33 protein-coding genes are annotated in these 25441 nt (G+C 68.3%); 25 read left to right on the forward strand and 8 right to left on the reverse strand.

What is annotated here, in order from left to right; genetic code table 11:
* Positions 1-6 precede the first annotated feature (6 nt).
* From GDJ08_RS06670 to GDJ08_RS06690, 5 genes are all read left to right on the forward strand, one after another.
* Positions 7-465: a membrane protein gene (locus GDJ08_RS06670; RefSeq protein WP_017356235.1), complete on the forward strand. Its 459-nt coding sequence runs from the start codon at positions 7-9 to the stop codon at positions 463-465.
* A 7-nt stretch (positions 466-472) separates the two neighbouring features.
* Positions 473-910, forward strand: coding sequence for a hypothetical protein (locus GDJ08_RS06675; protein WP_153164537.1), 438 nt, complete (start codon positions 473-475; stop codon positions 908-910).
* Positions 907-1560: a phosphoribosylglycinamide formyltransferase gene (gene purN, locus GDJ08_RS06680; protein WP_017356233.1), complete on the forward strand. Its 654-nt coding sequence runs from the start codon at positions 907-909 to the stop codon at positions 1558-1560. Before GDJ08_RS06675 ends, purN begins: the two co-directional genes overlap by 4 nt.
* A 65-nt stretch (positions 1561-1625) precedes the next feature.
* Entirely contained in the window at positions 1626-2408 is a 783-nt protein-coding gene (locus GDJ08_RS06685) for a DUF3108 domain-containing protein (protein WP_026070793.1), read from the forward strand.
* A gap of 2 nt (positions 2409-2410) precedes the next feature.
* Positions 2411-3094 carry a DUF3108 domain-containing protein gene (locus GDJ08_RS06690; RefSeq protein WP_017356231.1) on the forward strand — a complete coding sequence of 228 codons (684 nt, stop codon included), beginning with the start codon at positions 2411-2413 and terminating at the stop codon, positions 3092-3094.
* A gap of 37 nt (positions 3095-3131) precedes the next feature.
* On the opposite strand, the gene GDJ08_RS06695 is transcribed toward GDJ08_RS06690, so the two are convergent.
* The 3 genes from GDJ08_RS06695 to GDJ08_RS06705 form a co-directional block, all read right to left on the reverse strand.
* Entirely contained in the window at positions 3132-3440 is a 309-nt protein-coding gene (locus tag GDJ08_RS06695; RefSeq protein ID WP_017356230.1) for a hypothetical protein, read from the reverse strand.
* Complete coding sequence (gene murA / locus GDJ08_RS06700; protein WP_017356229.1) at positions 3437-4711, reverse strand: UDP-N-acetylglucosamine 1-carboxyvinyltransferase; 1275 nt, start codon at positions 4709-4711, stop codon at positions 3437-3439. Before murA ends, GDJ08_RS06695 begins: the two co-directional genes overlap by 4 nt.
* Before the next feature lie 80 nt (positions 4712-4791).
* The gene (locus GDJ08_RS06705; RefSeq protein ID WP_136006526.1) at positions 4792-5022 is read right to left on the reverse strand and encodes a BolA family protein; all 231 of its coding nucleotides are present in this window, start codon (positions 5020-5022) and stop codon (positions 4792-4794) included.
* Positions 5023-5075: 53 nt separating this feature from the next.
* On the opposite strand from GDJ08_RS06705, the gene GDJ08_RS06710 reads away from it, so the two are divergent.
* The 17 genes from GDJ08_RS06710 (at position 5076) to GDJ08_RS06790 (ending at position 18862) form a co-directional block, all read left to right on the forward strand.
* Positions 5076-6077, forward strand: a complete 1002-nt coding sequence (locus GDJ08_RS06710) for a KpsF/GutQ family sugar-phosphate isomerase (protein WP_017356227.1) — start codon at positions 5076-5078, stop codon at positions 6075-6077.
* Positions 6078-6118: 41 nt separating this feature from the next.
* On the forward strand, positions 6119-6667 hold the full coding sequence (locus GDJ08_RS06715; protein WP_017356226.1) for a KdsC family phosphatase: 549 nt from the start codon (positions 6119-6121) through the stop codon (positions 6665-6667).
* On the forward strand, positions 6664-7224 hold the full coding sequence (gene lptC, locus GDJ08_RS06720; RefSeq protein ID WP_136006523.1) for an LPS export ABC transporter periplasmic protein LptC: 561 nt from the start codon (positions 6664-6666) through the stop codon (positions 7222-7224). Before GDJ08_RS06715 ends, lptC begins: the two co-directional genes overlap by 4 nt.
* 147 nt (positions 7225-7371) lie before the next feature.
* Positions 7372-7893, forward strand: a complete 522-nt coding sequence (gene lptA, locus GDJ08_RS06725; RefSeq protein WP_017356224.1) for a lipopolysaccharide transport periplasmic protein LptA — start codon at positions 7372-7374, stop codon at positions 7891-7893.
* Positions 7893-8612, forward strand: coding sequence for an LPS export ABC transporter ATP-binding protein (gene lptB, locus GDJ08_RS06730; RefSeq protein WP_017356223.1), 720 nt, complete (start codon positions 7893-7895; stop codon positions 8610-8612). The genes lptA and lptB overlap by 1 nt, the downstream gene beginning before the upstream one ends.
* 84 nt (positions 8613-8696) lie before the next feature.
* Complete coding sequence (locus tag GDJ08_RS06735; RefSeq protein WP_423669247.1) at positions 8697-10106, forward strand: RNA polymerase factor sigma-54; 1410 nt, start codon at positions 8697-8699, stop codon at positions 10104-10106.
* A 58-nt stretch (positions 10107-10164) separates the two neighbouring features.
* Entirely contained in the window at positions 10165-10488 is a 324-nt protein-coding gene (gene hpf, locus GDJ08_RS06740) for a ribosome hibernation-promoting factor, HPF/YfiA family (protein WP_017354941.1), read from the forward strand.
* Between the two features lie 20 nt (positions 10489-10508).
* Positions 10509-10961 carry a PTS sugar transporter subunit IIA gene (locus GDJ08_RS06745; RefSeq protein WP_017354942.1) on the forward strand — a complete coding sequence of 151 codons (453 nt, stop codon included), beginning with the start codon at positions 10509-10511 and terminating at the stop codon, positions 10959-10961.
* Positions 10958-11908 carry an HPr(Ser) kinase/phosphatase gene (hprK, locus tag GDJ08_RS06750; RefSeq protein WP_017354943.1) on the forward strand — a complete coding sequence of 317 codons (951 nt, stop codon included), beginning with the start codon at positions 10958-10960 and terminating at the stop codon, positions 11906-11908. The genes GDJ08_RS06745 and hprK overlap by 4 nt, the downstream gene beginning before the upstream one ends.
* A complete protein-coding gene (rapZ, locus tag GDJ08_RS06755; RefSeq protein ID WP_165699767.1) occupies positions 11905-12804 on the forward strand; it encodes an RNase adapter RapZ in 900 nt (299 codons plus the stop codon). Before hprK ends, rapZ begins: the two co-directional genes overlap by 4 nt.
* Before the next feature lie 134 nt (positions 12805-12938).
* Positions 12939-13331, forward strand: coding sequence for a PTS sugar transporter subunit IIA (locus GDJ08_RS06760; protein ID WP_017354945.1), 393 nt, complete (start codon positions 12939-12941; stop codon positions 13329-13331).
* A complete protein-coding gene (locus GDJ08_RS06765; protein ID WP_017354946.1) occupies positions 13324-13593 on the forward strand; it encodes an HPr family phosphocarrier protein in 270 nt (89 codons plus the stop codon). The genes GDJ08_RS06760 and GDJ08_RS06765 overlap by 8 nt, the downstream gene beginning before the upstream one ends.
* 2 nt (positions 13594-13595) lie before the next feature.
* The gene (ptsP, locus tag GDJ08_RS06770; RefSeq protein ID WP_153164539.1) at positions 13596-15368 is read left to right on the forward strand and encodes a phosphoenolpyruvate--protein phosphotransferase; all 1773 of its coding nucleotides are present in this window, start codon (positions 13596-13598) and stop codon (positions 15366-15368) included.
* A 165-nt stretch (positions 15369-15533) separates the two neighbouring features.
* Entirely contained in the window at positions 15534-16895 is a 1362-nt protein-coding gene (gene mgtE / locus GDJ08_RS06775) for a magnesium transporter (protein ID WP_017354948.1), read from the forward strand.
* A gap of 13 nt (positions 16896-16908) precedes the next feature.
* Positions 16909-17175 carry a hypothetical protein gene (locus tag GDJ08_RS06780; RefSeq protein WP_153164540.1) on the forward strand — a complete coding sequence of 89 codons (267 nt, stop codon included), beginning with the start codon at positions 16909-16911 and terminating at the stop codon, positions 17173-17175.
* Positions 17176-17242: 67 nt separating this feature from the next.
* A complete protein-coding gene (locus GDJ08_RS06785; protein ID WP_153164541.1) occupies positions 17243-18046 on the forward strand; it encodes a carboxylesterase family protein in 804 nt (267 codons plus the stop codon).
* A gap of 57 nt (positions 18047-18103) precedes the next feature.
* Complete coding sequence (locus GDJ08_RS06790) at positions 18104-18862, forward strand: tetratricopeptide repeat protein (protein ID WP_153164542.1); 759 nt, start codon at positions 18104-18106, stop codon at positions 18860-18862.
* A gap of 116 nt (positions 18863-18978) precedes the next feature.
* Here the strand turns inward: GDJ08_RS06790 and GDJ08_RS06795 are convergent, their stop codons facing one another.
* From GDJ08_RS06795 to GDJ08_RS06805, 3 genes are read right to left on the reverse strand one after another with little or no spacing between them, the layout of a single operon-like run.
* Positions 18979-19929, reverse strand: a complete 951-nt coding sequence (locus GDJ08_RS06795) for an aspartate carbamoyltransferase catalytic subunit (protein WP_017354952.1) — start codon at positions 19927-19929, stop codon at positions 18979-18981.
* A 16-nt stretch (positions 19930-19945) separates the two neighbouring features.
* On the reverse strand, positions 19946-20428 hold the full coding sequence (gene ruvX, locus GDJ08_RS06800; RefSeq protein WP_017354953.1) for a Holliday junction resolvase RuvX: 483 nt from the start codon (positions 20426-20428) through the stop codon (positions 19946-19948).
* The gene (locus tag GDJ08_RS06805) at positions 20421-20987 is read right to left on the reverse strand and encodes a YqgE/AlgH family protein (RefSeq protein ID WP_017354954.1); all 567 of its coding nucleotides are present in this window, start codon (positions 20985-20987) and stop codon (positions 20421-20423) included. Before GDJ08_RS06805 ends, ruvX begins: the two co-directional genes overlap by 8 nt.
* Before the next feature lie 79 nt (positions 20988-21066).
* Between GDJ08_RS06805 and GDJ08_RS06810 the strand changes: the two genes are divergently transcribed.
* Both GDJ08_RS06810 and GDJ08_RS06815 read left to right on the forward strand, forming a co-directional pair.
* On the forward strand, positions 21067-22860 hold the full coding sequence (locus GDJ08_RS06810; protein WP_153164543.1) for a DUF4153 domain-containing protein: 1794 nt from the start codon (positions 21067-21069) through the stop codon (positions 22858-22860).
* Positions 22857-23390: a DNA-3-methyladenine glycosylase I gene (locus tag GDJ08_RS06815; RefSeq protein ID WP_017354956.1), complete on the forward strand. Its 534-nt coding sequence runs from the start codon at positions 22857-22859 to the stop codon at positions 23388-23390. Before GDJ08_RS06810 ends, GDJ08_RS06815 begins: the two co-directional genes overlap by 4 nt.
* Here GDJ08_RS06815 and GDJ08_RS06820 read toward each other — a convergent pair.
* Entirely contained in the window at positions 23375-24085 is a 711-nt protein-coding gene (locus GDJ08_RS06820; RefSeq protein WP_017354957.1) for a YitT family protein, read from the reverse strand. The genes GDJ08_RS06815 and GDJ08_RS06820 overlap by 16 nt on opposite strands.
* Positions 24086-24171: 86 nt before the next feature.
* Positions 24172-24384, reverse strand: coding sequence for a DUF4287 domain-containing protein (locus GDJ08_RS06825; RefSeq protein WP_017354958.1), 213 nt, complete (start codon positions 24382-24384; stop codon positions 24172-24174).
* Positions 24385-24562: 178 nt separating this feature from the next.
* On the opposite strand from GDJ08_RS06825, the gene GDJ08_RS06830 reads away from it, so the two are divergent.
* The gene (locus GDJ08_RS06830) at positions 24563-25384 is read left to right on the forward strand and encodes an alpha/beta fold hydrolase (protein WP_017354959.1); all 822 of its coding nucleotides are present in this window, start codon (positions 24563-24565) and stop codon (positions 25382-25384) included.
* The last annotated feature ends 57 nt before the right edge of the window (positions 25385-25441 follow it).

Here is a 25441-nt window from a genome sequence, read left to right on the forward strand (position 1 = left end):
ATACGCATGGACGCTGCCCCCACCCCGCTGGCTCCGCCGCCGCTGCTGTCGCTGGAAGACCAAGGCCATCTGCGCCTGCTGTCGATCTTCCACTACGTGGTCGCCGGCCTGATGGCCCTGTTCGCGCTCTTCCCGCTGCTCTACATCGGTATCGGCCTTGGCATCGTCAACGGCTGGTTCCCGGCCAACCAGCAGGCCGCCGGCGCCAACAGCGACCTGATGGTGGGCTGGATGTTCGTCGGCATGGGCGCGCTGTTCCTGGTGGTCTGCCTGACCATGACATCGCTGATGGTGCTGGCCGGGCGAAGCCTGGCGCAGCGCCGCCGGTACACGCTGTGCCTGGTGGTGGCGGCCCTGTCGTGTCTGTTCACGCCGTTCGGCACCGTGCTGGGCGTGTTCACCCTGGTGGTGCTGTTGAAGCCGGCGGTGAAGCCCGCCTTCCAGCCCGTGCCGGCCCAACCCTGAGCGCCCGATGACCCCGACCCCGCCCCCCTTGCCCGCCCCGTCCTCGCAGTGGACCCCGCTGCAGGTCGGTTCGCACCTGCAGAATCTCAACATCCTGTTCTACGTGCTGGCCATCGTGCACGTCCTGGCCGGCGGCCTGTTCGTGCTGATCAGCGTGGCCGGCTATGTCAGCGAGCGCGGGTCGACCAGCCCGGACGCCGCGCCGGTCGGCCTGTTCATCGTCCTGCTGGCGTTGTCGGTACTGGGCGCGATCCTGGGCGTGGTGCAGTTCTTCACCGCCCGCTACATCGGCCGTCGGATCCGCCTGCGGTACTGCACCATCGCCAGCTTCCTGGCCTGCTTCGCCGGGCCGCTGGGCATGGCCCTGTGTGCGTACGCCTACGTGGCCTTCAAGCGTCCGGAAGTGCGCGCGGCCTTCGACGACGGCAACGCCCTCCCGGCATGAGTACGCGCATCGCGGTGCTGGCCTCCGGCCGTGGCAGCAACCTGCAGGCCATTCTGGATGCCCAGGCGGCCGGGCAGCTCGACGCCGACGTGGTGGGCGTGCTGTCCGACCGCCCCGGCGCGGCCGCGCTGCTGAAGGTGGCACCGGAACGGCGCTGGGCATGTGCGCCGGCCGACTTCGCCGACCGCGCCGCGTTCGATGCAGCCCTGGCCGATGCGCTGGCCGCGTTCGCGCCGGACTGGGTGGTCTGCGCCGGTTACATGCGCATCCTCGGGCCGGCCTTCGTGCAGCGTTTCAGTGGCCGCCTGGTCAACATCCATCCCTCGCTGCTGCCGCGCTACAAGGGCCTGCACACCCACGCCCGTGCGCTGGAAGCCGGCGATGCCGAGCACGGTGCCAGCGTGCACTTCGTGGTGCCCGAGCTGGATGCCGGCACGGTACTGGCCCAGGCGCGGGTCCCGGTCCTGCCCGGCGACAGCGCCGAATCGCTGGCCCAGCGGGTGCTGGCGGTCGAACACCCGCTGCTGATCGCCAGCCTGCGCCTGCTCGTGGCCGGGCGCGTGTCTGAACGCGACGGTCAGGTTGCTGTCGACGGTCACCCCCTGTTTAATCCGCTGCGCCTAGATTGCGCCGGACAGCTGAACCGCTGACTGCGGCGCACACATGCCGCTGACCCCGGCGCTGGCATCCTCCCTCCTCCGCTCTTCTTGACCGCATGAGAACGCCCTTGTTCAAGCCAGTGCTGCTGATCGCATCCCTGCTGTGCACCGCTGCCCTCGTGCAGGCGCAGGAAGCTCCGGCCGCGCCCGAACCGCCGCCGGCCCTGCCTGCAACGCCGTGGGAGGCACCGCCGCTGCAGCCGTTCACGGCCACCTACCAGGCGATGTACAAGGGCAAGGAGGCCGGCGATGCCACGATGCGGGTCACCCATACCGGCGGTGCGCAGTGGCGCGTGGACATGCAGGTGGTGGGACGCCGTGGCTTCGCCAGCGTGCTCGGTCTGAACCTGGAACAGAGCACCGTGTTCGAGAAACAGGGCGACACCTATGTGCCGCTCAGCCAGGCCACCGTCCGCAAGGGCCTGTTCCTGGGCAAGAAGGTCACCGGCACCTACAACTGGCAGGCCGGCACCGCGCAGTGGCTGGGCGACCTGAAGAAGGAACGCACCGTGCCGATCCCGCTGCAGCGCGGCGACCAGAGCGCCCTGCTGCTGAACCTGGCGATCATGCGCGACGCGCGCCCGGGCGGTCAGATGCACTACCGCTACGTGGACGTGGGCCGCGTGCGCCAGCACGACTACCAGGCCGCCCCGGACACCGAGAACGTCCAGGTCGGCGACCTGTCCTACAACGCGCTGCGGGTGTATCGCACCAACGGCGGCAACGATGAAACCATCCTCTGGATCGCCAACGGCGTGCCCACGCCCGTACGTATCCTGCAACGCGAAGACGGCGAAGATCGGATCGACCTGCGCCTGATCGAATACCAAGGAGTTTGAGCATGACCATGATGAACCGTCCGCTGACCTGGATCGCCGCCGGCGCACTGGCCGTGGTGAGCCTGCCGGCAATGGCGTTGCAGCCCTTCAAGGCCGATTACCAGGCCAGTTACATGGGCATGCAGGCCAATGGCACCATGACCCTGGCCAGCGAAGGCGCCAACAAGTGGCGCTACAGCCTGAACGTGAAGAACCAGCTGGCCGACCTCAGCCAGAGCACGGTGTTCGAGGAAGCCGCCGGCCGCCTGCGCCCGCTGAGCAGCCACGACCGCTCGATCCTGCTGGTCAAGAAGCGCAATGTGGATGCCGCCTACAACTGGACCAGCAATCAGGCGACCTGGACCGGCGACATCAAGCCCGAGCGTCGCGGGCCGGTGGCGCTCAAGGCCGGCGACATGGACGCCCTGCTGATCAACCTGGCGATCGCGCGCGATCTGGCGGCCGGCAAGCCGCTGAACTACCGCATGGTCGACGAAGGCCGGATCAAGCCGATGACCTACAAGGTGGTCGGCCAGGAAAAGATCACCGTCGAAGGCAAGACCTACGATGCCACCAAGGTCTCGCGCGGCGATGGAAACAAGGAACTGATCGCCTGGATCGTGAAGGAGTTCCCGGTACCGGCGCGCCTGCTGCAGCGTGAGGGCGGCAAGGACGCGCTGGACCTGACCATCAAGTCCTTCAAGTAAGCCGCCAAAAAAAACGCCCGCTTGCGCGGGCGTTTTTTCATTCCGGGCTGGCCTCGCCAAACACGGTCTTGCAGTCCACGCGGATCTGCTCGTGATTGGCGCGCCAGTAGAAGGTGCGGCAGTGCCGGTTGCCTTCCTGGGTATCGTCCACGCCCACCGCGTAGAACGCCTGCAGCACTTCGGTGCGGCTGACGCTGCCGTCGGCGTTCCAGTCCATGTCCTGCTGCTCGATGCCACGGGTGATGGCGATCCTGGCGTACCAGGCATAGCCCAGCCAACCCAGCACCACCAGCACCAGGATCAGCAGCGCCTTGCGGCGGCGGGTGAACCGGCCGCGCAGGATCATGCGGCCACGCGCCGGATGGTGGCGCCCAGCGAAGACAGCTTCTCTTCGATGTTCTCGTAGCCGCGGTCCAGGTGGTAGATGCGGTCGATGGTGGTATCGCCGTCGGCCATCAGCCCGGCCAGGATCAGCGACGCCGACGCGCGCAGATCGGTCGCCATCACCGGCGCGCCGCTGAGTTCGACCGAGCCGCGCACGATCGCCGTGTGGCCTTCAACCTGGATGTCCGCGCCGAGGCGCAGCAGCTCGTTGACGTGCATGAAGCGGTTTTCGAAGATCGTCTCGTTGATCACCCCCACGCCGTCGGCCACGCAGTTGAGCGCCATGAACTGCGCCTGCATGTCCGTCGGGAAGGCCGGATACGGCGCGGTGGTCAGGTTGACCGCGCGCGGACGCTTGCCCTGCATGTCCAGGGTGATGCTGTCGTCGGTGGTCTCGATCGTCGCACCGGCTTCAACCAGCTTGGACAGCACCGCGTCCATCGTGTTCGGACGTGCGCGGTTGACCGTGACCTTGCCGCCGGTCATCGCGGCGGCGACCAGGAACGTACCGGTTTCGATGCGGTCCGGGAGCACTTCGTGACGGCCGCCGGAGAGACGCTCGACGCCTTCGATCACCAGGCGGGCGGTGCCCAGGCCCTCGATCTTCGCGCCCAGCGCGATCAGGCAGTGGGCGAGATCGGTCACTTCCGGCTCCATCGCCGCGTTGTCCAGCACGGTGGTGCCTTCGGCCAGCACGGCAGCCATCAGCACGTTCTCGGTGCCGGTGACGCTGACCATGTCAAAGGTGAAGTGGGCCCCCTTCAGACGGGTGGCGTGGGCCTTGATGAAGCCGTTCTCGACAGTGATCTCAGCCCCCAGCGCCTGCAGGCCCTTGATGTGCTGGTCGACCGGACGCGACCCGATCGCGCAGCCGCCGGGCAGCGACACTTCGGCCGCGCCAAAGCGGGCCAGCAGCGGGCCCAGCACCAGGATCGACGCGCGCATGGTCTTGACCAGCTCATACGGCGCCACGTGCTGGTTGACCGGACGCGGATCGACCACGATCGCGCTGCCGCGCGACAGGGTGCCCTGGTCGATGGTGACCTTGGCGCCCAGTTCGCCGAGCAGCTTCACCGTGGTGACCACGTCGTGCAGGTGCGGCACGTTGGTGATCTCCACCGGCGCATCGGCCAGCAGCGTCGCGCACAGGATGGGGAGGACGGCGTTCTTGGCGCCGGAAATGTTCACTTCACCGTGCAGCGGCTTGCCGCCGGTCACTACGATCTTGGCCATAAACTCTGCAGAAAAAGGGGGAAGAGGAAGGAATGCAGGCGACGGGGGTGGAGCCGGCTGTCAGTCTGCTGAACGGCCCGTCAGCCCACTTCAGCCGGCGTAACCGTCTTCAGCGCCAGCGCGTGGATCGCTCCGCCCATCAGATCACCCAGCGTGGCATAGACCATGCGGTGGCGTGCCAGCGGCAGCTTGCCGGCAAAGGCCTCGCACACCACGGTGGCCTCGAAATGTACCCCGTCATCGCCCTGCACGTCCGCGCGGGCGCCCGGCAGGCCGGATTCGATCAGTTTGCGGATGGTCTCAGCGTCCAACGGGCTTTCCTAATAAAATGTGGGCTCATTCTACTCTTCCGCGTGGCGCCCGCATGGCTGTATCGCCCCTTCTGCCCCATCCGGCCGACCCCGCCGCCCTGGTCGCCAGCGGCCGCCGCGTGTTCGACATCGAGCGCGATGCGCTGGCCGCCGTTGCCGAGCGGCTGGGTGATGCGTTCAGCCAGGCCTGCCAGCTGGTACTGGAGAGCAAGGGCCGGGTGGTCGCCACCGGCATGGGCAAATCCGGGCACGTGGCGCGCAAGATCGCCGCGACCCTGGCCTCCACCGGCACCCCGGCCTTCTATGTGCACCCCGGCGAAGCCGGCCACGGCGACCTGGGCATGATCACCGAGGCCGACGTGGTGCTGGCGCTGTCCTACTCGGGCGAGTCCGACGAGCTGCTGATGCTGCTGCCGGTGCTCAAGCGCCAGGGCAACCGGCTGATCGCCATGACCGGCCGCCCGGCCTCCAGCCTGGCCCAGGCCGCCGATATCCACCTGGACGTCAGCGTGCCGGCCGAGGCGTGCCCGCTGGCGCTGGCGCCGACCTCCAGCACCACCGCCTCGCTGGCGATGGGTGATGCCCTGGCCGTGGCCCTGCTCGACGCGCGTGGCTTCACCGCCGACGACTTCGCCCGTTCGCACCCGGCCGGCAGCCTCGGACGACGCCTGCTGCTGCACATCACCGACGTCATGCACAGCGGCGACGAACTGCCCCGCGTGGGCGCCGACGCCAGCCTCAGCGAAGCGCTGGTGGAAATGAGCCGCAAGCGGCTGGGCATGACCGCCGTGGTCGATGCCGATGAGCGCCTGATCGGGCTGTTCACCGACGGCGACCTGCGCCGCGCGCTGGACAGCGCGCTGGACGTGCGCAGCGCGCGCATCGCCGATGTGATGACCCGCCACCCGCGTACCATCGGGGCCGACCAGCTCGCCGCCGAAGCGGCGCGGCTGATGGAAACCCACAAAATCACCGGCCTGATGGTGGTCGACGCCGACGGCCGGCTGGTCGGTGCGCTCAATATTCATGACCTGTTGCGGGCGCGGGTGGTTTAAACCACAGTTCCCCCCTTCCATTCAGCTGACCTGCCGCCCTGATGCCCTACTCCCCGTTGCCCGGTTTTCCGCCCCACCTGCATGCCATCGCCGGCCGTATCCGGCTGGCCTGCTTCGACGTGGACGGCACGCTCACCGACGGTCGGCTCTACTACGACAAGGACGGCAACGAGAGCAAGGCGTACTACGTGCAGGATGGACTTGGCCTGAAACTGCTGCAGCAGCACGGGATCCACCCGGTGCTGATCACCGCGCGCAACAGCCAGTCCGCGCTCCGGCGCGGCGCCGACCTGGGCATCGACACCCAGATCGCGGTCGGCGACAAGCTGGCCAGCGTGCGCGCGCTGTGCGCCCAACACGACATCGGCCTGGACCAGGTCGCCTTCATGGGCGATGACCTGCCCGACCTCGCGCCGCTGTGCGCGGTCGGCCTGGCGGTGGCCCCGGCCAATGCACATCCCTGGATCGCCGAGCGCGTCCACTGGCAGACCCGCGCCGATGGCGGCCGCGGCGCGGCCCGCGAACTGTGCGATGTGCTGCTGGCCGCTCAGGGCAAGGTCGATGCGGTGCTGGCGAGGTTCGGCGCATGAGCTGGCGGACCGGACTGGGCGCCCTGCTGCTGGTTGCCGCGCTGCTCAGCGGCTGGTCGCTGCTGCGCAATGGCAGCAGGAGCGACATCGTGGCCGGCGACGACGGCGGCAAGGACTACGTGCTGCACGACTTCCAGATCGTGGCGCTCGACGAACAGGGCAAGGAGTCCACCACCCTGCGCGCGCCGCTGCTGGAACGCACCCGCAGCGACGCCACCATGAACATCACCACCCCGGTGTTCCTGCTGCCCGACCAGGACGGCAACCACTGGGAGCTGCGCAGCGACAAGGGCTGGGTCAGCGCCAAGGGCGAGCAGCTCAAACTGACCGGCAACGTCAGCGGCGACAGCCCGAAGGTGCCTGCGGTACCCCCCACCACGTTCCGCACCGACCACCTCGACGTGTTCCCCAAGGAGAACCGCGCCAGCACCGATGCCAAGGTCACCATGACCCGCCCGGGTATGATGCAGTCCGGGGTCGGGTTCGAACTGGATTCCAAGACCAAGACCTACCGTTTCCTCAGTCAGTCCAAGGGCACCTACACGCCCACCCGCTGACCAGGCTGCCGGCCGTGCCGCCGTCCCCGGACAGGCGCAGGCCAGCAGCGGATGCCCCCTCCACGCGTCTGGCATGGTGCCAGCCGTGACCCCGATACCGCCCCGGCCCCACGGCCCGGCCCCAACACCGGCAGAACAGACCACCTCATGAAGATCCTCTTTGCAGCCGCCTGCGCGATCAGTCTTCTCGTCCCCGCCTTCGCCGCCAGCGCCAAGTCCACCGACCGCAACGAGCCGATGTCCATCGACGCGGGCGCGCAGACCGGCACGCTCGACGGCAATGGCAAGACCACCCTGTCCCAGGGCGTCATCGTCATCCAGGGCACGCTGGACCTGCGCTCGTCCGAAGCGGAGATCTACCTCAAGGACGGCGAGCCGGTGCGTGCGGTATTCACCGGCAAGCAGGCCAAGCTCAAGCAGCAGCTCGATGACGGCAGCTGGATGGATGCCTCGGCCGACCGCATCGACTACGACATCAAGGGCGAAGTGCTCACGATGACCGGCAACTACAACGTCAAGAGCGCGCGCGGCACCAATGCCGGCCAGAAGATGACCTACAACACCCGTACCGGCGAGATGAACAGCGGTGGCGACGGCACCCGTGTGCGCACCGTGATCCAGCCGAAGGCCAAGGCCGCCGCGCCGGCCGCTGCCGGGAGCAAGAAGTAATGCTCGTCGCCAAAGGCCTGCGCAAGCGCTACAAGCAGCGCGAAGTGGTGAAGGATTTCGGCCTGACCCTGGACGCCGGTGAAGTGGTCGGCCTGCTCGGGCCGAACGGCGCCGGCAAGACCACCTGCTTCTACATGATTGTCGGGCTGGTCGAAGCCGATGCCGGCAGCATCGTGCTGGACGGCAAGGACATCACCGGCGACCCGATGTACACCCGCGCCAAGCAGGGCGTGGGTTACCTGCCGCAGGAACCGTCGGTGTTCCGCAAGCTGACCGTGGCCGACAACCTGCGCCTGGTGCTGGAACTGCGCGAAGACCTGGACAAGGACGGCCGCGAGAAGGAGCTCAACTCGCTGCTCGACGAACTGCAGATCGGTCACGTTGCCGACCAGCTCGGCGCCAGCCTGTCCGGCGGCGAGCGCCGTCGCTGCGAGATCGCCCGCGCGCTGGCGGCCCGCCCGCGCCTGATCCTGCTCGATGAACCGTTCGCCGGCGTGGACCCGATCTCGGTCGGTGAGATCCAGCGCATCGTCACCCACCTCAAGCAGCGCGGGATCGGGGTCCTGATCACCGACCACAATGTGCGCGAAACCTTGGGAATCTGCGACCGCGCGTATATCCTCAACGAAGGCAGCGTGCTGGCACAGGGCGCGCCGGACGAGATCCTGGCCAACGCCGACGTCCGACGCGTCTACCTTGGGGACACCTTCAAGCTCTGATCCAGCGGCCGCCGCAACGCCTTCCCTCCGTTCGGCACAGGCATGAAAGCACGGCTGCAGACATCGATGGGGCAACAACTGGTCATGACGCCGCAGCTGCGTCAGGCCATCAAGCTGCTGCAGATGTCCAGCGCCGAGCTCGACCTGGAAATCGCCGAGGCAGTGGAGACCAACCCGCTGCTGGAATGGGCCGAGAACGCCGAACCGGCGCTGGAGGCCCTGCCGGGCGAGACCGCCACGACCGTGAATGCAGGCGACGGCGAGGAGCACGGCGACCGGGATGCCGATGCCGCCGGTCCCGGTGCGGATGACTGGGCGCCTGGCGAGGGCGACTGGAGCAGCGGCAACAGCGGCGGCTCGTTCGATGACGACGACACCGGTAGCGCCGCCGAGCGCGTGGCCGAAACCGAATCGCTGGCCGACCACCTGCTGTGGCAGCTGCACCTGTCCCACCTCTCCAGCCGCGACCGCAGCATCGGCGCGGCGCTGATCGATGCGTTCGAGGATGATGGCTATCTGCGCGAGCCGCTGAGCGCCATCGCCGACACCCTGCTCCCGGGCATCCACGCCAGTGAAGCGGAAATCCTGACCGTCCTGCACCAGATCCAGCGCTTCGACCCGATCGGGATCGGCGCGCGCAGCCTGGGCGAGTGCCTGCGCCTGCAGTTGGACGTGCTGCCCGCCGACACCCCCGGGCTGGCCCTGGCCCGCCGCATCGCCGACGGCCCGCTGGAGCGCCTGCCGCGCAGCGGCGTAGCCGGCATTGCCCACGAGCTGCGCGAGCCACTGGCCGAAGTGGACACCGCCGTGCAGCTGCTGCGGACCCTGGACCCCCGCCCCGGCACCCAGATCGGCGAGCTTTCCCACGACAGCTACGTGGTGCCCGACTGCGTGGTCTGGCGCCAGAACGGCATCTGGCGGGCGGCCCTGGCCGGCCATGCCGGCCCCCGGGTCGTGATCCACCGGGGCTACGAACAGATGATCCGCCGCTGCGGGGAAAGCGACGCCGGCTACCTGCGCGCCCACCTGCAGGAAGCGCGCTGGCTGCTCAAGGGCCTGGAAGCCCGGGGCGAAACCCTGCTGCGGGTGGTGCGCTGCCTGCTGCAGCAGCAGGCCGCCTTCCTGGAGTTCGGCGAACAGGCCCTGCGCCCGCTGACGCTGCGCGAGGTGGCCGGCGAGCTGGGCCTGCACGAATCGACCATCTCCCGCGCCATCGCACGCAAATACGTCCGCACCCCCCGCGGCACCTTGGCGCTGCGGTCGTTCTTCGCCTCGGGCATCGATACCGACAGCGGCGGGGAAGCCTCCAGCACCGCCATCCAGGCCATGATCCGGCGCCTGATCGACGACGAGAACCCGCGCAAGCCGCTTTCTGACGCCAAGCTGGCTGACCTGCTCAAGACCTCGGGAATACCGGTGGCGCGGCGCACCGTGGCGAAGTATCGTGAGGCCATGAACATTTCCGCCTCGCACGAAAGAGTAAGAATCGCCTGACGCTCCACCGCGCCAGGCGGGAAGGTTCATTGGCAAATCCGAACGAAGGAGAAACCCGATGCGCATCGAAACGTATGGCCAGCAGCTTGAACTCACCCCCGCTCTGAACGAGTACGTGGAAACCAAGCTGAAGCGGCTGGGGAAGCATTTCGACCAGCACTGCGAGATTCGCGTGCAGCTGTCGATCCGCAAGCCGGACCACCATGCAGATGCCAGTGTGAACGTCCCCGGGCAGACCCTGCACGCCGACGCCAGCGGCCCGACCATGTACGCCGCCATCGATATCCTGGCCGACAAGCTCGACCGCCTCGTGATCAAGCACAAGGAGAAAAAGCAGCAGCACGCGCCGCTGCCGCTGCCGGTGGGCGACAATGAGGGCTGACGCCCTCGTTCTTCCCTGACATGCCTTTGACTGACCTCCTGGCGGCCGTGCGCACGCAAGTGTTGCCGGCCGCCGACCGCGACAGTGTCCTCAAAGCGGCCGCCCGCCTGCTGGCCTGCCGCGAAGCCAATGCCGAGCTGATCTACCAGAACCTGTGCCAGCGCGAAGCGCTGGGCAGCACCGGGATCGGGCACGGCATCGCCATCCCGCACGGCCGCGCGCCGCTGCTCGAGCGCCCCCGCGGTGCCCTGCTGCGCCTGGAGTCACCGGTGGAGTTCGGCAGCGACGAACCGGTGGACCTGGTGTTCGCCATCGCCGTCCCCGCGCACTACACCCATCAACATCTGATGCTGCTGTCCGAGCTGGCCGAACTGTTCTCCGAACCGGCCATCCGCCAGGCACTGCGCGAGGCGCGCGACGGCGACGCCCTGCGCCAGGTCATCGAATTCCCTCCGCCGGCGAGTGCCGCATGAATACGAGCATCACCGCACGCGAATTGTTCGAACAGCAGCGCGATCGCCTCAGCCTGCGCTGGGTGGCCGGGCAGAAGGGCGAGCGCCGCGAGCTCGAGGCCGGCAATACCGTGTCGCGCCGGCCCTCGCTGGCCGGCTACCTCAACGCGATCTACCCCAACAAAGTGCAGATCCTCGGCACCGAGGAACTGTCCTGGCTGGATTCGCTGGACTCGCGCCAGCGCTGGGAGACCATCGAGCGGATCATGCAGTCGCATCCGCTGGCGCTGGTGATCACCCGCAACCAGTCCTGCCCGGAAGACCTGCGCGCGGCCGCCGACGAGTCGCAGACCCCGCTGTGGGTCTCGCCCAAGCGCGGCCACGAGCTGCTCAACCATCTGTCCTACCATCTGGCGCGCACGCTGGCGCCGCGGGTGATCCTGCATGGCGTATTCATGGAGATCTATTCCATCGGCGTGCTGATCACCGGCGAGGCCGGGTCGGGCAAGAGCGAGCTGGCCCTGGAGCTGCTCAGCCGCGGCCATCGGCTGGTGGCCGATGACGCCCCCGAGTTTACCCAGATCGCCCCGGACGTGCTCGACGGCACCTGCCCGGAGCTGCTGCAGGATCTGCTGGAAGTGCGCGGACTGGGCGTGCTGAACGTGCGGGAGATGTTCGGTGACACCGCGGTAAAGAAGAACAAGTACCTTCGGCTGATCGTCCACCTGACCAAGCCGATGACCGAGCCGACACCCCACGGGTACGAACGCCTCACCGGCGATTCGGGCACCCGCCACGTGCTGGACCTGGACGTGCCGCTGATCACCCTGCCGGTGATGCCCGGCCGCAACCTGGCCGTGCTGACCGAAGCGGCCACCCGGCTGCACATTCTACGTACCAAGGGTATCGACCCCGCCGCGATGTTCATCGCCCGCCACAGCAACATGTTGGAACGCCGCACCCCATGAGCCTGCCCACTGCCCCCGCCACTGCCCCGCCCCCGGCCACGCTGATAATCGTCAGCGGGCTGTCCGGCTCGGGCAAGACGGTCGCACTGAAGACCTTCGAAGACCTCGACTACTACTGCTCGGACAACCTGCCGATCAACCTGCTGCCGGACTTCGTGCGCAGCCTGCTCGGCGACAGCGGCACCGAGGGCCCGCGCCGGCTGGCGGTGGGCATCGACGTGCGCGCGCAGAGCGACCTGACCCAGCTTTCGCACTGGCGCGAGGATGCCAAGGCCGCCGGGCTCGACGCCCAGCTGCTGTTCTTCGACGCCACCGATGAAACCCTGCTCAAGCGCTACGCCGACACCCGGCGCCGCCACCCGCTGAGCCAGCTTGGCCTGTCGCTGCCCGAGGCGATCGCCCGCGAGCGCGAACTGACCGCCCCGCTGCGCCGCGCCGCCGATGCCGTGATCGACACCACCGACCTCAACGTGCACCAGCTGCGCCGCAAGGTGGTGACAGGGTTCGCGCTCAACCACGGCAGCAAGCTGTCCCTGCTGTTCGAGTCGTTCGCCTACAAGCGCGGCGTGCCGGCCGAGGCCGACTTCGTGTTCGACGTCCGCGTGCTGCCCAATCCGCACTGGAACACGGAACTGCGCCCGCTGTCGGGCCGCGACCGGGGGGTGCGCGAGTACCTGGACGAGCAGCCGGACGTAAAGCGCTATGCCGCCCAGCTGGTGGATTTCCTCGACACCTGGCTGCCGCGCCTGGGCAACGACACCCGCAGCTACGTGACCGTCGCCTTCGGCTGCACCGGCGGCAAGCACCGTTCGGTGTACCTGGCCGAGCGGATGGCCCGGCATGCGCGGGACCAGGGCTGGCCGGACGTGGCCACGTTCCATCGCGAACTGGATTGATCCGTCGAGCCGGCCGCTGGCCGGCTCTCCGGGACACCCGGCGCAGGCGCCACACCGACTCATCATGAATACGGGATACAGCGCCCCTGTTTTGCGGCTATCGCCAATTCACGTTGACCTGTTAACGTTTGGCAATGACCTGTGGCATTCTCCTCGTAACCCACCCCGGTGTTGGCACTTCCCTGTTGGACGTGGCAACCCGGTTGCTGCGGCACCTGCCGCTGAAGACCGACGCTTTCGAAGTACCGTTCGACGCAGACCTGGACGCCCTGCTCCCGCTCGCCTCGGCCGCCTTGCGCCGGGTGGACAGTGGACAGGGCGTGCTGATCCTGACCGACCTGTACGGCGCCAGCCCCAGCAATCTGGCCGGGCAGCTGGCTCGTCTGGGCACCCCGGCGCGCCGGGTTTCGGCGCTTAGCCTGCCGATGTTGTTGCGGGTGATGAATTATCCGGAACAGGGACTGGATCAACTACCTGCCACTGCTGCGGCAGGCACTCGCAATGGAGCGATTGTCGACGATGCTTGAACGAGAACTCACTGTATCCAACCGTCTGGGCCTGCATGCCCGCGCCACTGCCAAGCTGGTGCAGGAGCTGGCGCCCTTCCGCTGCAACGTGACCATGGCCGCCAAGGGCCGTGAGATCAACGCCAAGAGCATCATGGGCGTCATGCTGCTGGCCGCCGGCCAAGGCACCCCGGTGACCGTGCGCATCGACGGCGAGGACGAAGCTGCTGCGATGGATGCGGTGGTGTCGCTGTTCGAACGGCGTTTCGACGAGGACAGCTGAGCATGCCGGGGCAACCGTCGCGACCGGCCGCCAGCACCACGTCACGGACCGCGTCCGGGGCGGTGCTGCTGGGCGGCCACGGTGCCTCGCGCGGCAACGCGCTCGGGCGTGCGCGGGTCCGCCTGCCGCACGTGCTGGAGGTGGCCGAGCAGCGCATTCCCGCCGCCAAGGTGGATGCCGAGCTCAAGCGGCTGCATAGCGCGGTGGACGCCGCCCGCGGCGAAATGCACGACCTGCGCCAACGGCTGCACGGCGCGCTGAACCAGGAGGCCGGCGAGTTCCTTGACCTGCACGCGCTGCTGCTGGACGACCCGGAGCTGCTGTTCGGGCTGGATGAACTGATCCGCAGCGGTCCGTACAGCGCCGGCTATGCCCTGCGCGTGCAGCGTGACCGGCTGGCCAAGGTCTTCGACGGCATGGACGATGCCTACCTGAAGAGCCGCATGGACGATCTGGACCATGTGATCGGCCGCATCCACGCCTTCCTGCAGAAGCGCCCGCCCGACGTCAAAGGCATGGCCGGGGAGATTCTGGTCTGCGACAACATCGCCCCGTCCGAGCTCGCACAATTGCAGGCGCACGGCGTGGTCGGCATCGTCACCGCCGGCGGCAGCGCGCTGTCGCACAGCGCGATCCTGGCGCGCAGCCTGCACCTGCCGCTGATCGTCAACGTGCCCAACGTGCTGCAGAAGGTGGCCGACGGCGACGTGCTGATCATGGACGGCAGCGACGGCACCGTCACCATCAACCCGCACGCACCGGACCTGCGCGACTACCGCGGGCGACTGCGCGAACATGCGCGCGAGCAGCGCGAACTGGGCCGGCTGCGCACCAAGCCCAGCCGCACCCGCGACAACGTCGACATCGTCCTGCTCGCCAATGCCGAATCCAGCGAGGATGTCACCCAGGCGCACGCCCTCGGCGCGCAGGGCCTGGGCCTGTACCGCACCGAATTCCTGTTCCTGCAGCGCAACGAGCTGCCGGACGAGCAGGAGCAGTTCGAAACCTACCGCGACGCCGCGCTTGGCATGAGCGGCCGGCCCGTCACCATCCGCACCCTGGACCTGGGCGCGGACAAGGCCGACCGCACCGGGCTGACCCTGAGCAACGAAGAGAATCCGGCATTGGGCCTGCGCGGAGTGCGCCTGTCGCTGGCCCGGCCCAAAGTGGCCGATACCCAGCTGCGCGCGATCCTGCGCGCCTCGGCCTACGGCAAGCTGCGCATCCTGATCCCGATGGTGAGCACCCGCGAGGAAGTGCTGGCGGTGCGCCGGCGCTTGAACAAGCAGGCCGACCTGCTGCGCGCCGAGGGCCACGAGGTGGCCGAACACATCCCGTTCGGCGCCATGATCGAGGTGCCTGCCGCCGCCATCGCGCTGGAGAGTTTCATAGACCTGGTCGACTTCCTGTCGATCGGCACCAACGACCTGGTGCAGTACCTGCTCGCCGCCGACCGCAACAACGAAGCCGTGGGCGAGCTGTACTCGCCGCTGCATCCGGCGGTGGTACGCCTGCTCGCGCACATTCTGCGCACCGGCCAGGCCTACGACATCCCGGTGGCGGTCTGCGGCGAGATCGCCGGCGATCCGCGCATGACCCCCCTGCTGCTGGCGCTGGGGCTCACCGAGTTCAGCCTGCACCCGGGCACCCTGCTGGAAGTACGCCGCGCCATCCGCGACAGCGATCTGTCGATGCTGCAGGCAATGGCGCCCAAGCTGCTGCAGGCGCGGGACCGCCGTGGCATCGAACGCTGGATCGAGAAGGCAGGCGGATGAATCTGCGTGGTTGCCGGCCAGCAGCCGGCGCCATCGCGCCGCGTGCGGCCCACCCCGCGCACCTACCCGATTGACACACAAGCGCGCGATAATGACGCGCTGACCACCGCCGATGCCGCATCCTCTCCGGGATAGCGGCCTTTTCTTTTTCCGCAGGAGCTGCGCATGGCCGAAGCCGTACGCCACGACAAGACGGCACGCCAGCTGCGGCTGTTGTCCGATGCACTGGACAGCGGGCGCCTGGGTCCGGTGCGCCGGCTGGTCAACACGCTGGCACCGGCCGAGATCGGCAACCTGCTCGAATCGCTGCCGCCGGGCAAGCGCGAGGTGGTGTGGGGACTGGTCGACCCGGAAGACGACGGTGAGGTGCTGGTCCACGTCGGTGAGGAAGTGCGCGAGAGCCTGCTCGCGGACATGGACCCCGACGAAATCATCGCTGCGGTCGAAGATCTCGACATCGACGATCTGGCCGACCTGGTCGAAGACCTGCCGGACACGGTCATCGATGAAGTGCTCAAGTCGATGGACCGCGAGAACCGCGAGCGGCTCGAGCAGGTGCTGTCGTATCCCGAGGACAGTGCCGGCCGCCTGATGAACCCGGACGTGGTGACCGTGCGCGCCGACGTCAACGTCGACGTGGTGCTGCGCTACCTGCGCCTGCGCGGCGAGCTCCCGGACCATACCGATCACCTGTTCGTGGTCAGCCGCCGTCACCAGTACCTGGGCCGGCTGTCGCTGGCATCGCTGGTCACCCATGAGGACAACACCCCGATCAACCGGCTGATCGACGACGAGCAGCCGGCCATCGACGTCGGCGAGAGTGCCGAGGAAGTGGCCCGCCAGTTCTCCGACCATGACTGGGTGTCGGCGCCCGTGGTGGATGACAACAACATCCTGCTCGGCCGCATCACCATCGATGACGTGGTCGACATCATCCGGTCGCAGGCCGAGCACCAGGCGCTGGGCGCCGCCGGTCTGGACGAAGAGGAAGACCTGTTCTCGCCGATCAGGCGCGCCGTGCGCGGCCGCGTGGTCTGGCTGGGCATCAACCTGTGCACCGCCTTCCTCGCCGCCAGCGTGATCGGTCAGTTCGAGATGACCCTGCAGAAAGTGGTGGCCCTGGCGGTGCTGATGCCGATCGTGGCCGGCGTCGGCGGCAATGCCGCCGTGCAGGTGCTGACCCTGATGGTGCGCGGCATCGCGCTGGGCCAGGTGGGCCAGAGCAATGCGCGCATCCTGCTGTGGAAGGAATCGCGGGTGGCGCTGATCAACGGCACCCTGATCGGCACCGTGGTCGGCATCATCGCCTTCCTGTGGTTCCACAGTTTCCTGCTCTCGCTGGTCATCACGCTCGCGCTGATCATCAATTTCTGCGCCGCCGCGCTGGCCGGCGTGCTGCTGCCGCTGCTGCTCAAGCGCATGAACGTCGATCCGGCCGTGGCCGGCACCGTGGTGGTCACCGCAGTGACCGACGTCATGGGCTTCTTCAGTTTCCTCGGCCTGGCCACCCTGATCCTGCTGCACTGACCCGGACACCCCTATGGCGCTCACTCTCGACAACTACTTCCAGCCCGGCTGGCGCGAGCAGACCCATGCCTGCCCCGCCTGTGAATGGCAGGGCAGCGCGCGCCAGATGACACTGGAACTGCACGAGGACGAGGCCGAGTTCGACTGCCCCCAGTGCGAGAACCCCGTGCTGCTGGTGGTCCACCCCAGCCTTGCGCAGGTGCAGGCGGCTGCCGCCGACGGCCACCCCGAAGCGATCGAACAGCTGGAGATCCTGGCGGCCGCGCCGCGCCCGGACTGATGCACTGCACGATGCCCCGGCACGCGGCGGCGCCTAGACTGAAAACGATTTCAATCAGGGCACGACAATGGCACGACGCTGGGGTGGATGGCTGCTGTGGGCGGTGGCGATGATGACGGTGGCCGGCTGCGCGACCGCGCCGGATGACACGGCCGGCCAGTTCGTCGGCCGCGCGGTCAAGGTCGATGGCCGCACGTCGTACTACCAGGTCTTCGTGCCACGCAACGCGGCGGCCGCCCACGGTACGTTGCCGGTGGTGCTGTTCCTGCATGGTTCCGGCGAACGCGGGCGCGACGGCCGCCGCCAGACCCAGGCTGGGCTTGGCCCGTACCTGCGCCAGAATGCGGACAGCTTCCCCGGCCTGGTGGTGTTGCCGCAGGCGCCGGATGACCGGGAATGGTCCGGGGACACCAACCGCATCGCCCTGGCGGCGCTGGATGCGACCATCGCCGAGTTCGGGGCCGATCCCCGCCGGCAATACCTGACCGGCATGTCGATGGGGGGCTACGGCAGTTGGAACATCGCTCTGGACGTCCCCACCCGCTTCGCCGCGATCGTCCCGGTGTGCGGCGCGGTAGCGGCCCCGCGCGCGGTACGCCCCACCCTGCGCGTAGAGGACGTCGCCCACGAAAGCGACCCGTATGCCGCCATCGCCCAGCGCCTGAAGCAGACCCCGATCTGGATCTTCCACGGCGCGCTGGACGACGTGGTGCTGCCCGACGACGACCGCCGGCTGTACGCCGCGTTCCAGCAGGCCGGTGCCCGCGACGTGCGCTATACCGAGTACCCGCAGGGCAACCACAACGCCTGGGATGCGACCTATGCCGATCCGGCGATGTGGTCGTGGCTCTGGGCGCAGACGCAGCACTGACATCCGGCCCGAAGACGCGGTATCGTCGCCTCCACACTGGTTGCATGGAAGCTGACGATGCGTGTGCGCCCGCAGGTACTGTTGATTGCCCTTGCCGTTCCGCCCCTGGGGCTGGCCCAGGAACCGCCGTCCTCCAGCTACAGCGTCACCACCGCGCTGCCCGCCGCGCAGGGCGAACCCGCGCTGGGCACGCAGTACCGCACTGCCGTGCAGGACGCCGTGGACCTCAGTCTGGCCGGCAACCCCGCCGCCGCCGCACCGGTGCTCACCGACGCCGTGCGCTACTGCGATGCGCAGCAGGCGGTACCCGGGCGCCGTGCACTGAGTTTCCAGACCCACCGCCAGTACACGATGTACATGGAAGGCCCGGGGCGTGGCACGCCGACCGAATGGCTGGACCTGGCCTGTGCCAAGGCCTACAACCACCTGGGCTACATCGCTCTGGAGCACGGCGACGTGGACGCCGCGCTGCGGTGGCTGGACAAGGCCATCGCGGTGGCGCCCTACGATGCCGAAGCGCTGTGCGAACGCGGCGCGGCCCTGGTCCGGCGCAAGGATTGGCAGGGCGCGATGGACGCCTACACCCGCGCCCTCGAGCTGGCCCGCAGCCAACCCGAGAACCGCCGCATGGAAGCCCTCGCCCTGCGTGGCGTCGGCTTCGCCCACATCGAACTGGGCGATCTCCCAAGCGCGCGCGCCGCCTACCTCGCCTCGCAGAAAATCGACCCCGACAGCAAGACCGCCAGGAACGAACTGATCTACATCGACCAGCTGGAGCAGGCCGCCGGCCGGCGCCCATCCACTCCACCCAACTGAACCCACCTCAGGCCGCCCGCCATCCGGACCACGGGGCCCGCGACGTCCGGGCATGGCCGGCCGCTGGCCGGCGCTTCACGCGGGCCACAGGCACCGGAAGTGCCGGCGAGCGGTCCTTACCCCAGCAGCGTTTCCAGCACCGCCATGCGCACGGCGACGCCGTTGGCGACCTGGCGCAGCACCCACGACTGCGGGCCGTCGGCCACTTCGTCGGTGACTTCCACGCCGCGGTTGATCGGGCCGGGGTGCAGCACGGCGGCCTCCTGGCCGGCACGCTTCAGGCGCGCGGCATCCAGGCCGTACTGCGCGTGATACTGCTCGAGCGACGGCACCAGGCCTTCTTCCATGCGCTCGCGCTGCAGGCGCAGCATCATCAGCGCATCGGCGCCTTCCAGCATGGCGTCGAAATCCTGGCCGACGATGCAGCCTTTCAGGGTGTCGTCGTCCGGCAGCAGCGACTGCGGGCCGCACACGCGGATCTCGCCCACGCCCAGCGTGCGCAGCGCATGCAGATCGGTACGGGCCACGCGCGAGTGCTTCACGTCGCCGACGATGATCACCTTCATTTTCGAGAAATCGCTGCCCTTGGCCTGGCGCAGGGTCAACATGTCGAGCAGGCCCTGGGTCGGGTGCGCGCTGCGGCCGTCACCGGCATTGACCAGGGCCGTGCCCTCGCCTGCGGCCGCGGCCAGCGCAGCCACGGCGCCGTCATCGGGATGGCGTACGACAAAGCCGCGCACGCCCATCGCTTCCAGGTTCTTCAGCGTATCGCATGCGGTTTCGCCCTTGCGCGTGGACGAGGTTGACGCGTCGAAGTTCAGCACATCCGCGCCCAGCCGCTGTGCAGCCAGCTGGAACGAACTGCGCGTGCGCGTGGACGGTTCGAAGAACAGGGTGCACACCGCCGAGCCCCCCAGCACGTGACGCTTGTTGCCGACCCGGCCGACCGCGGCGTCGCGGATCTGGCCGGCCCGGTCGAGCAGCTGCAGCAGGGTCTGGCGGGGAAGCCCTTCCAGGGTCAGCAGGTGGCGCAGGCGTCCATCGGAATCGAGTTGCGAGGCGGTCATGGGCTAGGTCTGGGGGTCAGGAAACGGGGGTGGCGTCGTCGGGCGAAGACAGCCAGCGTTCGATGATCACCGCTGCGGCCACCGCATCCAGGGTGGCGGCATCACGGCGACGCTTGCGGCCTTCGGCGCGCTCGACCGCAAACCGGCGTGCCGCCTCGACCGAGCTGGAGCGCTCGTCGATCAGCACCACCGGCAGTTTGAAACGTTCGCGCAGCTGCCGCGCGAAACCCTGCGCGCGCTTGCGGTTGGGCTGGTCCTGGCCGTCCAGGGTCAGCGGATCGCCAACCACCAGCCCGTCCGGGCGCCATTCCTTGAGCAGGCGTTCGACCGCTGCCCAGTCCGGCCCATTGCCATGCACATCCACAACCGCGATGGCCCGGGCATGCGTGCCGAACGAACTGCCGATGGCCACACCGATCCGGCGCGAGCCCACGTCGAAACCGAGCACGGTGCCGTCTCGGCGGATGGTGCCGGGCGCGGTGGCGGTCGGCTCAGACATGGCCGCTGTAGTCGGTGAGGCGGAACAGATCCACGCCGATGCGCGAGGCCGCGCCCTGCCAGCGCTGCTCCAGCGGCGTGGTGAACAGCAGCTCCTCGTCGGCCGGCACGGTGAGCCAGCTGTTGTCGGCCAGTTCGCTTTCAAGCTGGCCTTCGCTCCATCCCGCGCAGCCCAGCGTGACCAGCGCGTTGCGCGGGCCTTCGCCGCGGGCCATCGCTTCGAGGATGTCGCGCGAGGTGGTCAGGTACACACCCTGGCCCACGTTGAGGCTGGAATCCCACGGTCGCGCATCGTCATGGATCACAAAGCCGCGTTCGGGATGCACCGGTCCGCCGTTGAGCACGATCTGCCCACGCAGCGCGCCGTCATCGGTCGGGATCTCCATCTGCGCCAGCACGTCGCCGAGGGTGTACTCGGAAGGCTGGTTGACCAGTACTCCCATCGCACCGTTGTCGTCGTGCTGGCAGATCAGCGCAACGCCGCGCGCGAACGGGGGATCGCTCAGCGACGGCAGCGCGACCAGGAAATGATGGGCGAGAGAGGTGGAAAGCTCGGACATGGGGCCATTCTACCCGCTGGCCTGCGCACCGGCGTGAGCCCTCCGCTACGATGCACGCACTCACGCAAGGAGAGCCTCCATGAACGACAGCCCGCCGCTGCCGCTGAACACCCGCAGCGCGATCGTGCTGATTGCCTTGTTGCAGGGACTGCTGCTGTACATCGCCACCCAGGCAGATACCACCTGGCCGTTCGACAGCATCACCGGCCAATTGTGCTGGAACGCGGCCGTCCTGCTGATACCGGGCGCGATCGTACTGGCGGCAACACGGCTCAACGACCGCCGTCTCTGGGCGCACGCCGCCGTCGGCCTGCTGGGTGTGCTGGCGCTGTCCGGCTGGATCGGCTGGAATCTGCAGGGCGCGCCCGGCCTGGCCGAAGGCCCGCTGGTGACGCCATTTGCCTTGAGCATGGCGGTGGGCTTCTTCGTGCTGCTGCCGTGGTGGCAGTACCGGCTCGCCAGCGGCCATTGGCGCGCCACCTACACCGCGTTGTTTGAACACGCCTGGCAGAACGCCCTGACGCTGGCCCTGGCGGTGGCGTTCACCGGACTGACCTGGCTGCTGCTGTCGTTGTGGGCACTGCTGTTCATGCTGGTGGATATCCGCTTCTTCCGCGACCTGTTCCAGCAGGGCGCCTTCATCGCAGTGGCCACCGGCACGCTGATGGGCTTTGGCATCCTGATCGGACGCACCCAGCAGCGCGCGGTGCAGGTCACCCGGCAGGTGCTGTTCGCGGTGTGCAAGGGGCTGCTGCCACTGCTGGCGTTCATCGCGGTGCTGTTCGTGTGCAGCCTGCCGTTCACCGGGTTGGAACCGCTGTGGAAGACCCGCTCGGCTGCCGCCCTGCTGCTCTCCATCGTGGCGCTGCTGGTGGTGTTCACCAATGCGGTTTACCAGCAGGACAGCGACGTGACGCCGTATCCGGCGTGGTTGCGGCGGCTGGTGGATGCCAGCCTGCTGGCGTTGCCGGTCTACGCCGGATTGGCCCTCTACGCAGTGGCCCTGCGCGTGGAGCAGCATGGCTGGACGCTGCCGCGGGTGTGGGTGGCGCTGATCGCGCTGCTGCTGGCCGGGTACGCGCTCGGCTACGCGTGGGCCGCGCTGCGCCGGTTCCCGCGCTGGTTGCAGGGCATCGAGACGATCAACCGATGGGTCTGCTGGGCCGTGCTGGCCGCTGCGGTGCTGCCGCATACGCCCCTGCTGGACCCGGTGCGGCTGAGCGTGCACAGCCAGGTCGCCCGCCTGCAGGCGCAGGCGCCGCAGATCGAGGAAGATGACGCACGCGTACTGCGTTTCGAGCTCGGCCGGCGCGGCTACCAGGCCCTGCAGGCGCTGCGTGACGCCCCGGGCTTCAAGGACGCTCCCGCCGCCGTGGCGGTGATCGATGCCGCGCTGGCGCGCCAGTCGCGCTGGCATGGCGACCGTGCGACGTCGTCGTCGTCGGTGGCGGCGGTCACCGAGCGCGCGGTGCTGCAGCGCCAGCTCGTGCCTGCCGCCAACAGCCCGGCACCGGATACCGCCTGGTGGGACGCGCTGCTCGCCGGCAAGGTGTCCGCCAACGACTGCCTGCGGCCCGGCCATCCGTGCGTCGCCCTGCGCCGCGATCTGGATGGCGACGGCCGCGACGAGATGCTGTTGTGCGATGTGAGCGGCACGGTGGGATCGTCCTGCCAACTGCATGTCCTGGAAGGCGCACAGTGGCGTGACGGCGGTACCCTCACCTTCTGGGCCGGCAGCACCGGGCGCATCCAGACCGCAGTGCGCCAGGGCAACATCACGCTGCATCGCCCGCGCTGGCCGCAGGTATCACTGGATGGCGGCGAGCCGCAGGACATCCAGACCCCTCCCCCTTCGTCCGAGGACACCCCGTGAGCGGCTACTGCCTGATCGCCCCTGGCCATCCCGTGCATGGCCACTACCACGACCACGAGTACGGCTTCCCGCAACGCGACGAACGCGAGCTGTTCGAACGGCTGATCCTGGAGATCAACCAGGCCGGGCTGAGCTGGGAGACCATCCTGAAGAAACGCGAGGGCTTCCGTGCCGCCTACGACGGTTTCGATGTGGACACCGTGGCCGCCTATGGCGAGCGCGACATCGAACGCCTGCTGGGCGACGCCGGCATCATCCGCAACCGGCTCAAGGTGCATGCCGCCGTCCACAACGCGCAGGTCATCCAGCAGCTGCGGGCCAGCCACGGCAGTTTCGCCGCCTGGCTGGACGCGCACCATCCGCAGGACAAGGCGGCCTGGGTGAAGCTGTTCAAGAAAACCTTCCGCTTCACCGGGGGTGAGATCACCGGCGAGTTCCTGATGAGCCTGGGCTACCTGCCAGGCGCGCACAGCCCGGACTGCCCGGTGTTCGCGCGGCTGGCAGCCGCCTCGGGTCACACGCCCATGTAACGGCCGGGGCGGTGGTTGAACATCAGCACCAGGCTGAGCACCACCGCGCCGATCGCCGAGTACATCACCTTCGACGGGGACAGCACGAAGAAGGCCACGCACATCAGCAGCGTGTCGAAGGACATCTGCACCTTGCCCGCGCTCCAGCCACGGGTGCGCTGCAGGTACACCGCCAGGATGCCGATGCCGCCGAGGCTGGCACGGTGGCGGATGTAGAACAGGATGCCCAGGCCAGCCAGCGCGCCACCGACGATGGCCGAGTACAGCGAGCTGATGTGGGCGAAATCGGCCCAGCGCGGCAGCAGGTCGGTCAGCACGCCACAGGCGGTCACCGCCGCGAAGGTCTTGAGCGTGAACTCCCAGCCCATGCGTCGCACCGCCACCCAGTAGAACGGCAGGTTGACCAGCACGAACACCAGGCCGAAGTTCCAGCCGAAGGCGTAATGGGCCAGGAACGCCAACCCGGCCATGCCCCCGATCATCAGCCCGCCCTTGGCGAAGATGGCCAGGCCCAGCGAGGCCACCAGCGTGGCCAGCAGCATGCCCTGCACGTCCTCGGCAACGGAATGGCGCAGCGCCTTCTCGTCGGCGACGGTGCCGGCACTGTCCGGCGGCGGGGTCAGCGGGCCGGCGGTGACCAGGTGGCCGTCAGCGTCGCCGCACGGCTCGGGGCTGTGGGAATCAAGGGAAGTCACGTGGGGGTACCGCGGGTGGGGGCGGTATTAGACACGATCTACGTGACAGTTGCAGTTGAAATCGTTCAGCCAGCTGGCCGGGCCGTTCAGCCGCCCCCACCGCGCAGGTGGTGGGCCACCAGCGCATTGGCGTGGCCGTGGCCCAGCCCGTGCTCGGTTTTCAGGAACGCCACCAGTTCCATGTGCTTGAGCCCGCCCTGGGTAACCAGCAGCGCCAGCCAGTGGCCGACCGGCTGGCCATAGGTTTTCTCGATGGATGGGAAGTAGGACGCAGGGCCTTTGATCGGGGTGTCGCTCATCTCGGTACTCCGCAGGGCGGCGGGCCGGAGGGCACGCCTGTCATCGGTTCGACGCTGCAGCGGGTGGAGAATCGACACGCCGCCGGCCGCCGGTTCTTTTCATGCCGGCTGAACACCCGGCTGCGGCAGCATGCTGGCCTCACCCCGCGTATCCCCCACCCCCAAAGGAGTTCGCGTCATGCCGTATGTCACCACCCCGGACAACACCCAGATCTTCTACAAGGACTGGGGCAAGGGCCAGCCGATCGTCTTCCACCACGGCTGGCCGCTCAGCGCCGACGACTGGGACAGCCAGCTGCAGTTCTTCCTGCTGCAGGGCTACCGCGTGATCGCCCACGACCGGCGTGGCCACGGCCGCTCCTCGCAGACCCGTGACGGCCACGAGATGGACACCTATGTGGCCGACGTCAATGCCCTGGCCGAGCACCTGGACCTGCGCGACGCCGTGCACGTGGGGCATTCCACCGGCGGCGGGGAGGTGGCCCATTACGTGGCCCAGGCCAAGCCCGGGCGCGTTGCCAAGGCCGTCCTGATCGGCGCGGTGCCGCCGGTCATGATCAAGAGCGCCACCAACCCGGGCGGCACGCCCAGGGAGGTGTTCGACGGCTTCCGCGCGCAGCTGGCAGCCGGGCGCGCCGCGTTCTACCGCGAGGTACCGATTCCCTTCTATGGTTTCAACCGCGACGGCACCCCGCCGGTGCAGGGCATCATCGACAACTGGTGGCGCCAGGGCATGATGGGCGCGATCAACGCGCACTACGACTGCATCAAGGCCTTCTCGGAAACCGACTTCACCGAGGACCTGAAGAAGATCGACGTGCCGGTGCTGGTGATGCACGGCGACGACGACCAGATCGTGCCGATCGCCGACTCGGCGGAGCTGGCGATCAAGCTGCTCAAGCACGGCACGTTGAAGGTCTACAAAGGCTATCCGCACGGCATGTGCACCACCCACGCCGACGTGATCAATCCGGATCTGCTGGCGTTCATCCGCGGATGAGGTAAACGCACCGGGTCAAGGGCGCGCCGGTCATGCACCGCGCGCGCCCGCGTCCGA

The sequence above is a fragment of the Stenotrophomonas nematodicola genome, from assembly GCF_009467805.1.
In the GTDB taxonomy this organism is placed as follows: Bacteria; Pseudomonadota; Gammaproteobacteria; order Xanthomonadales; family Xanthomonadaceae; genus Stenotrophomonas; species Stenotrophomonas nematodicola.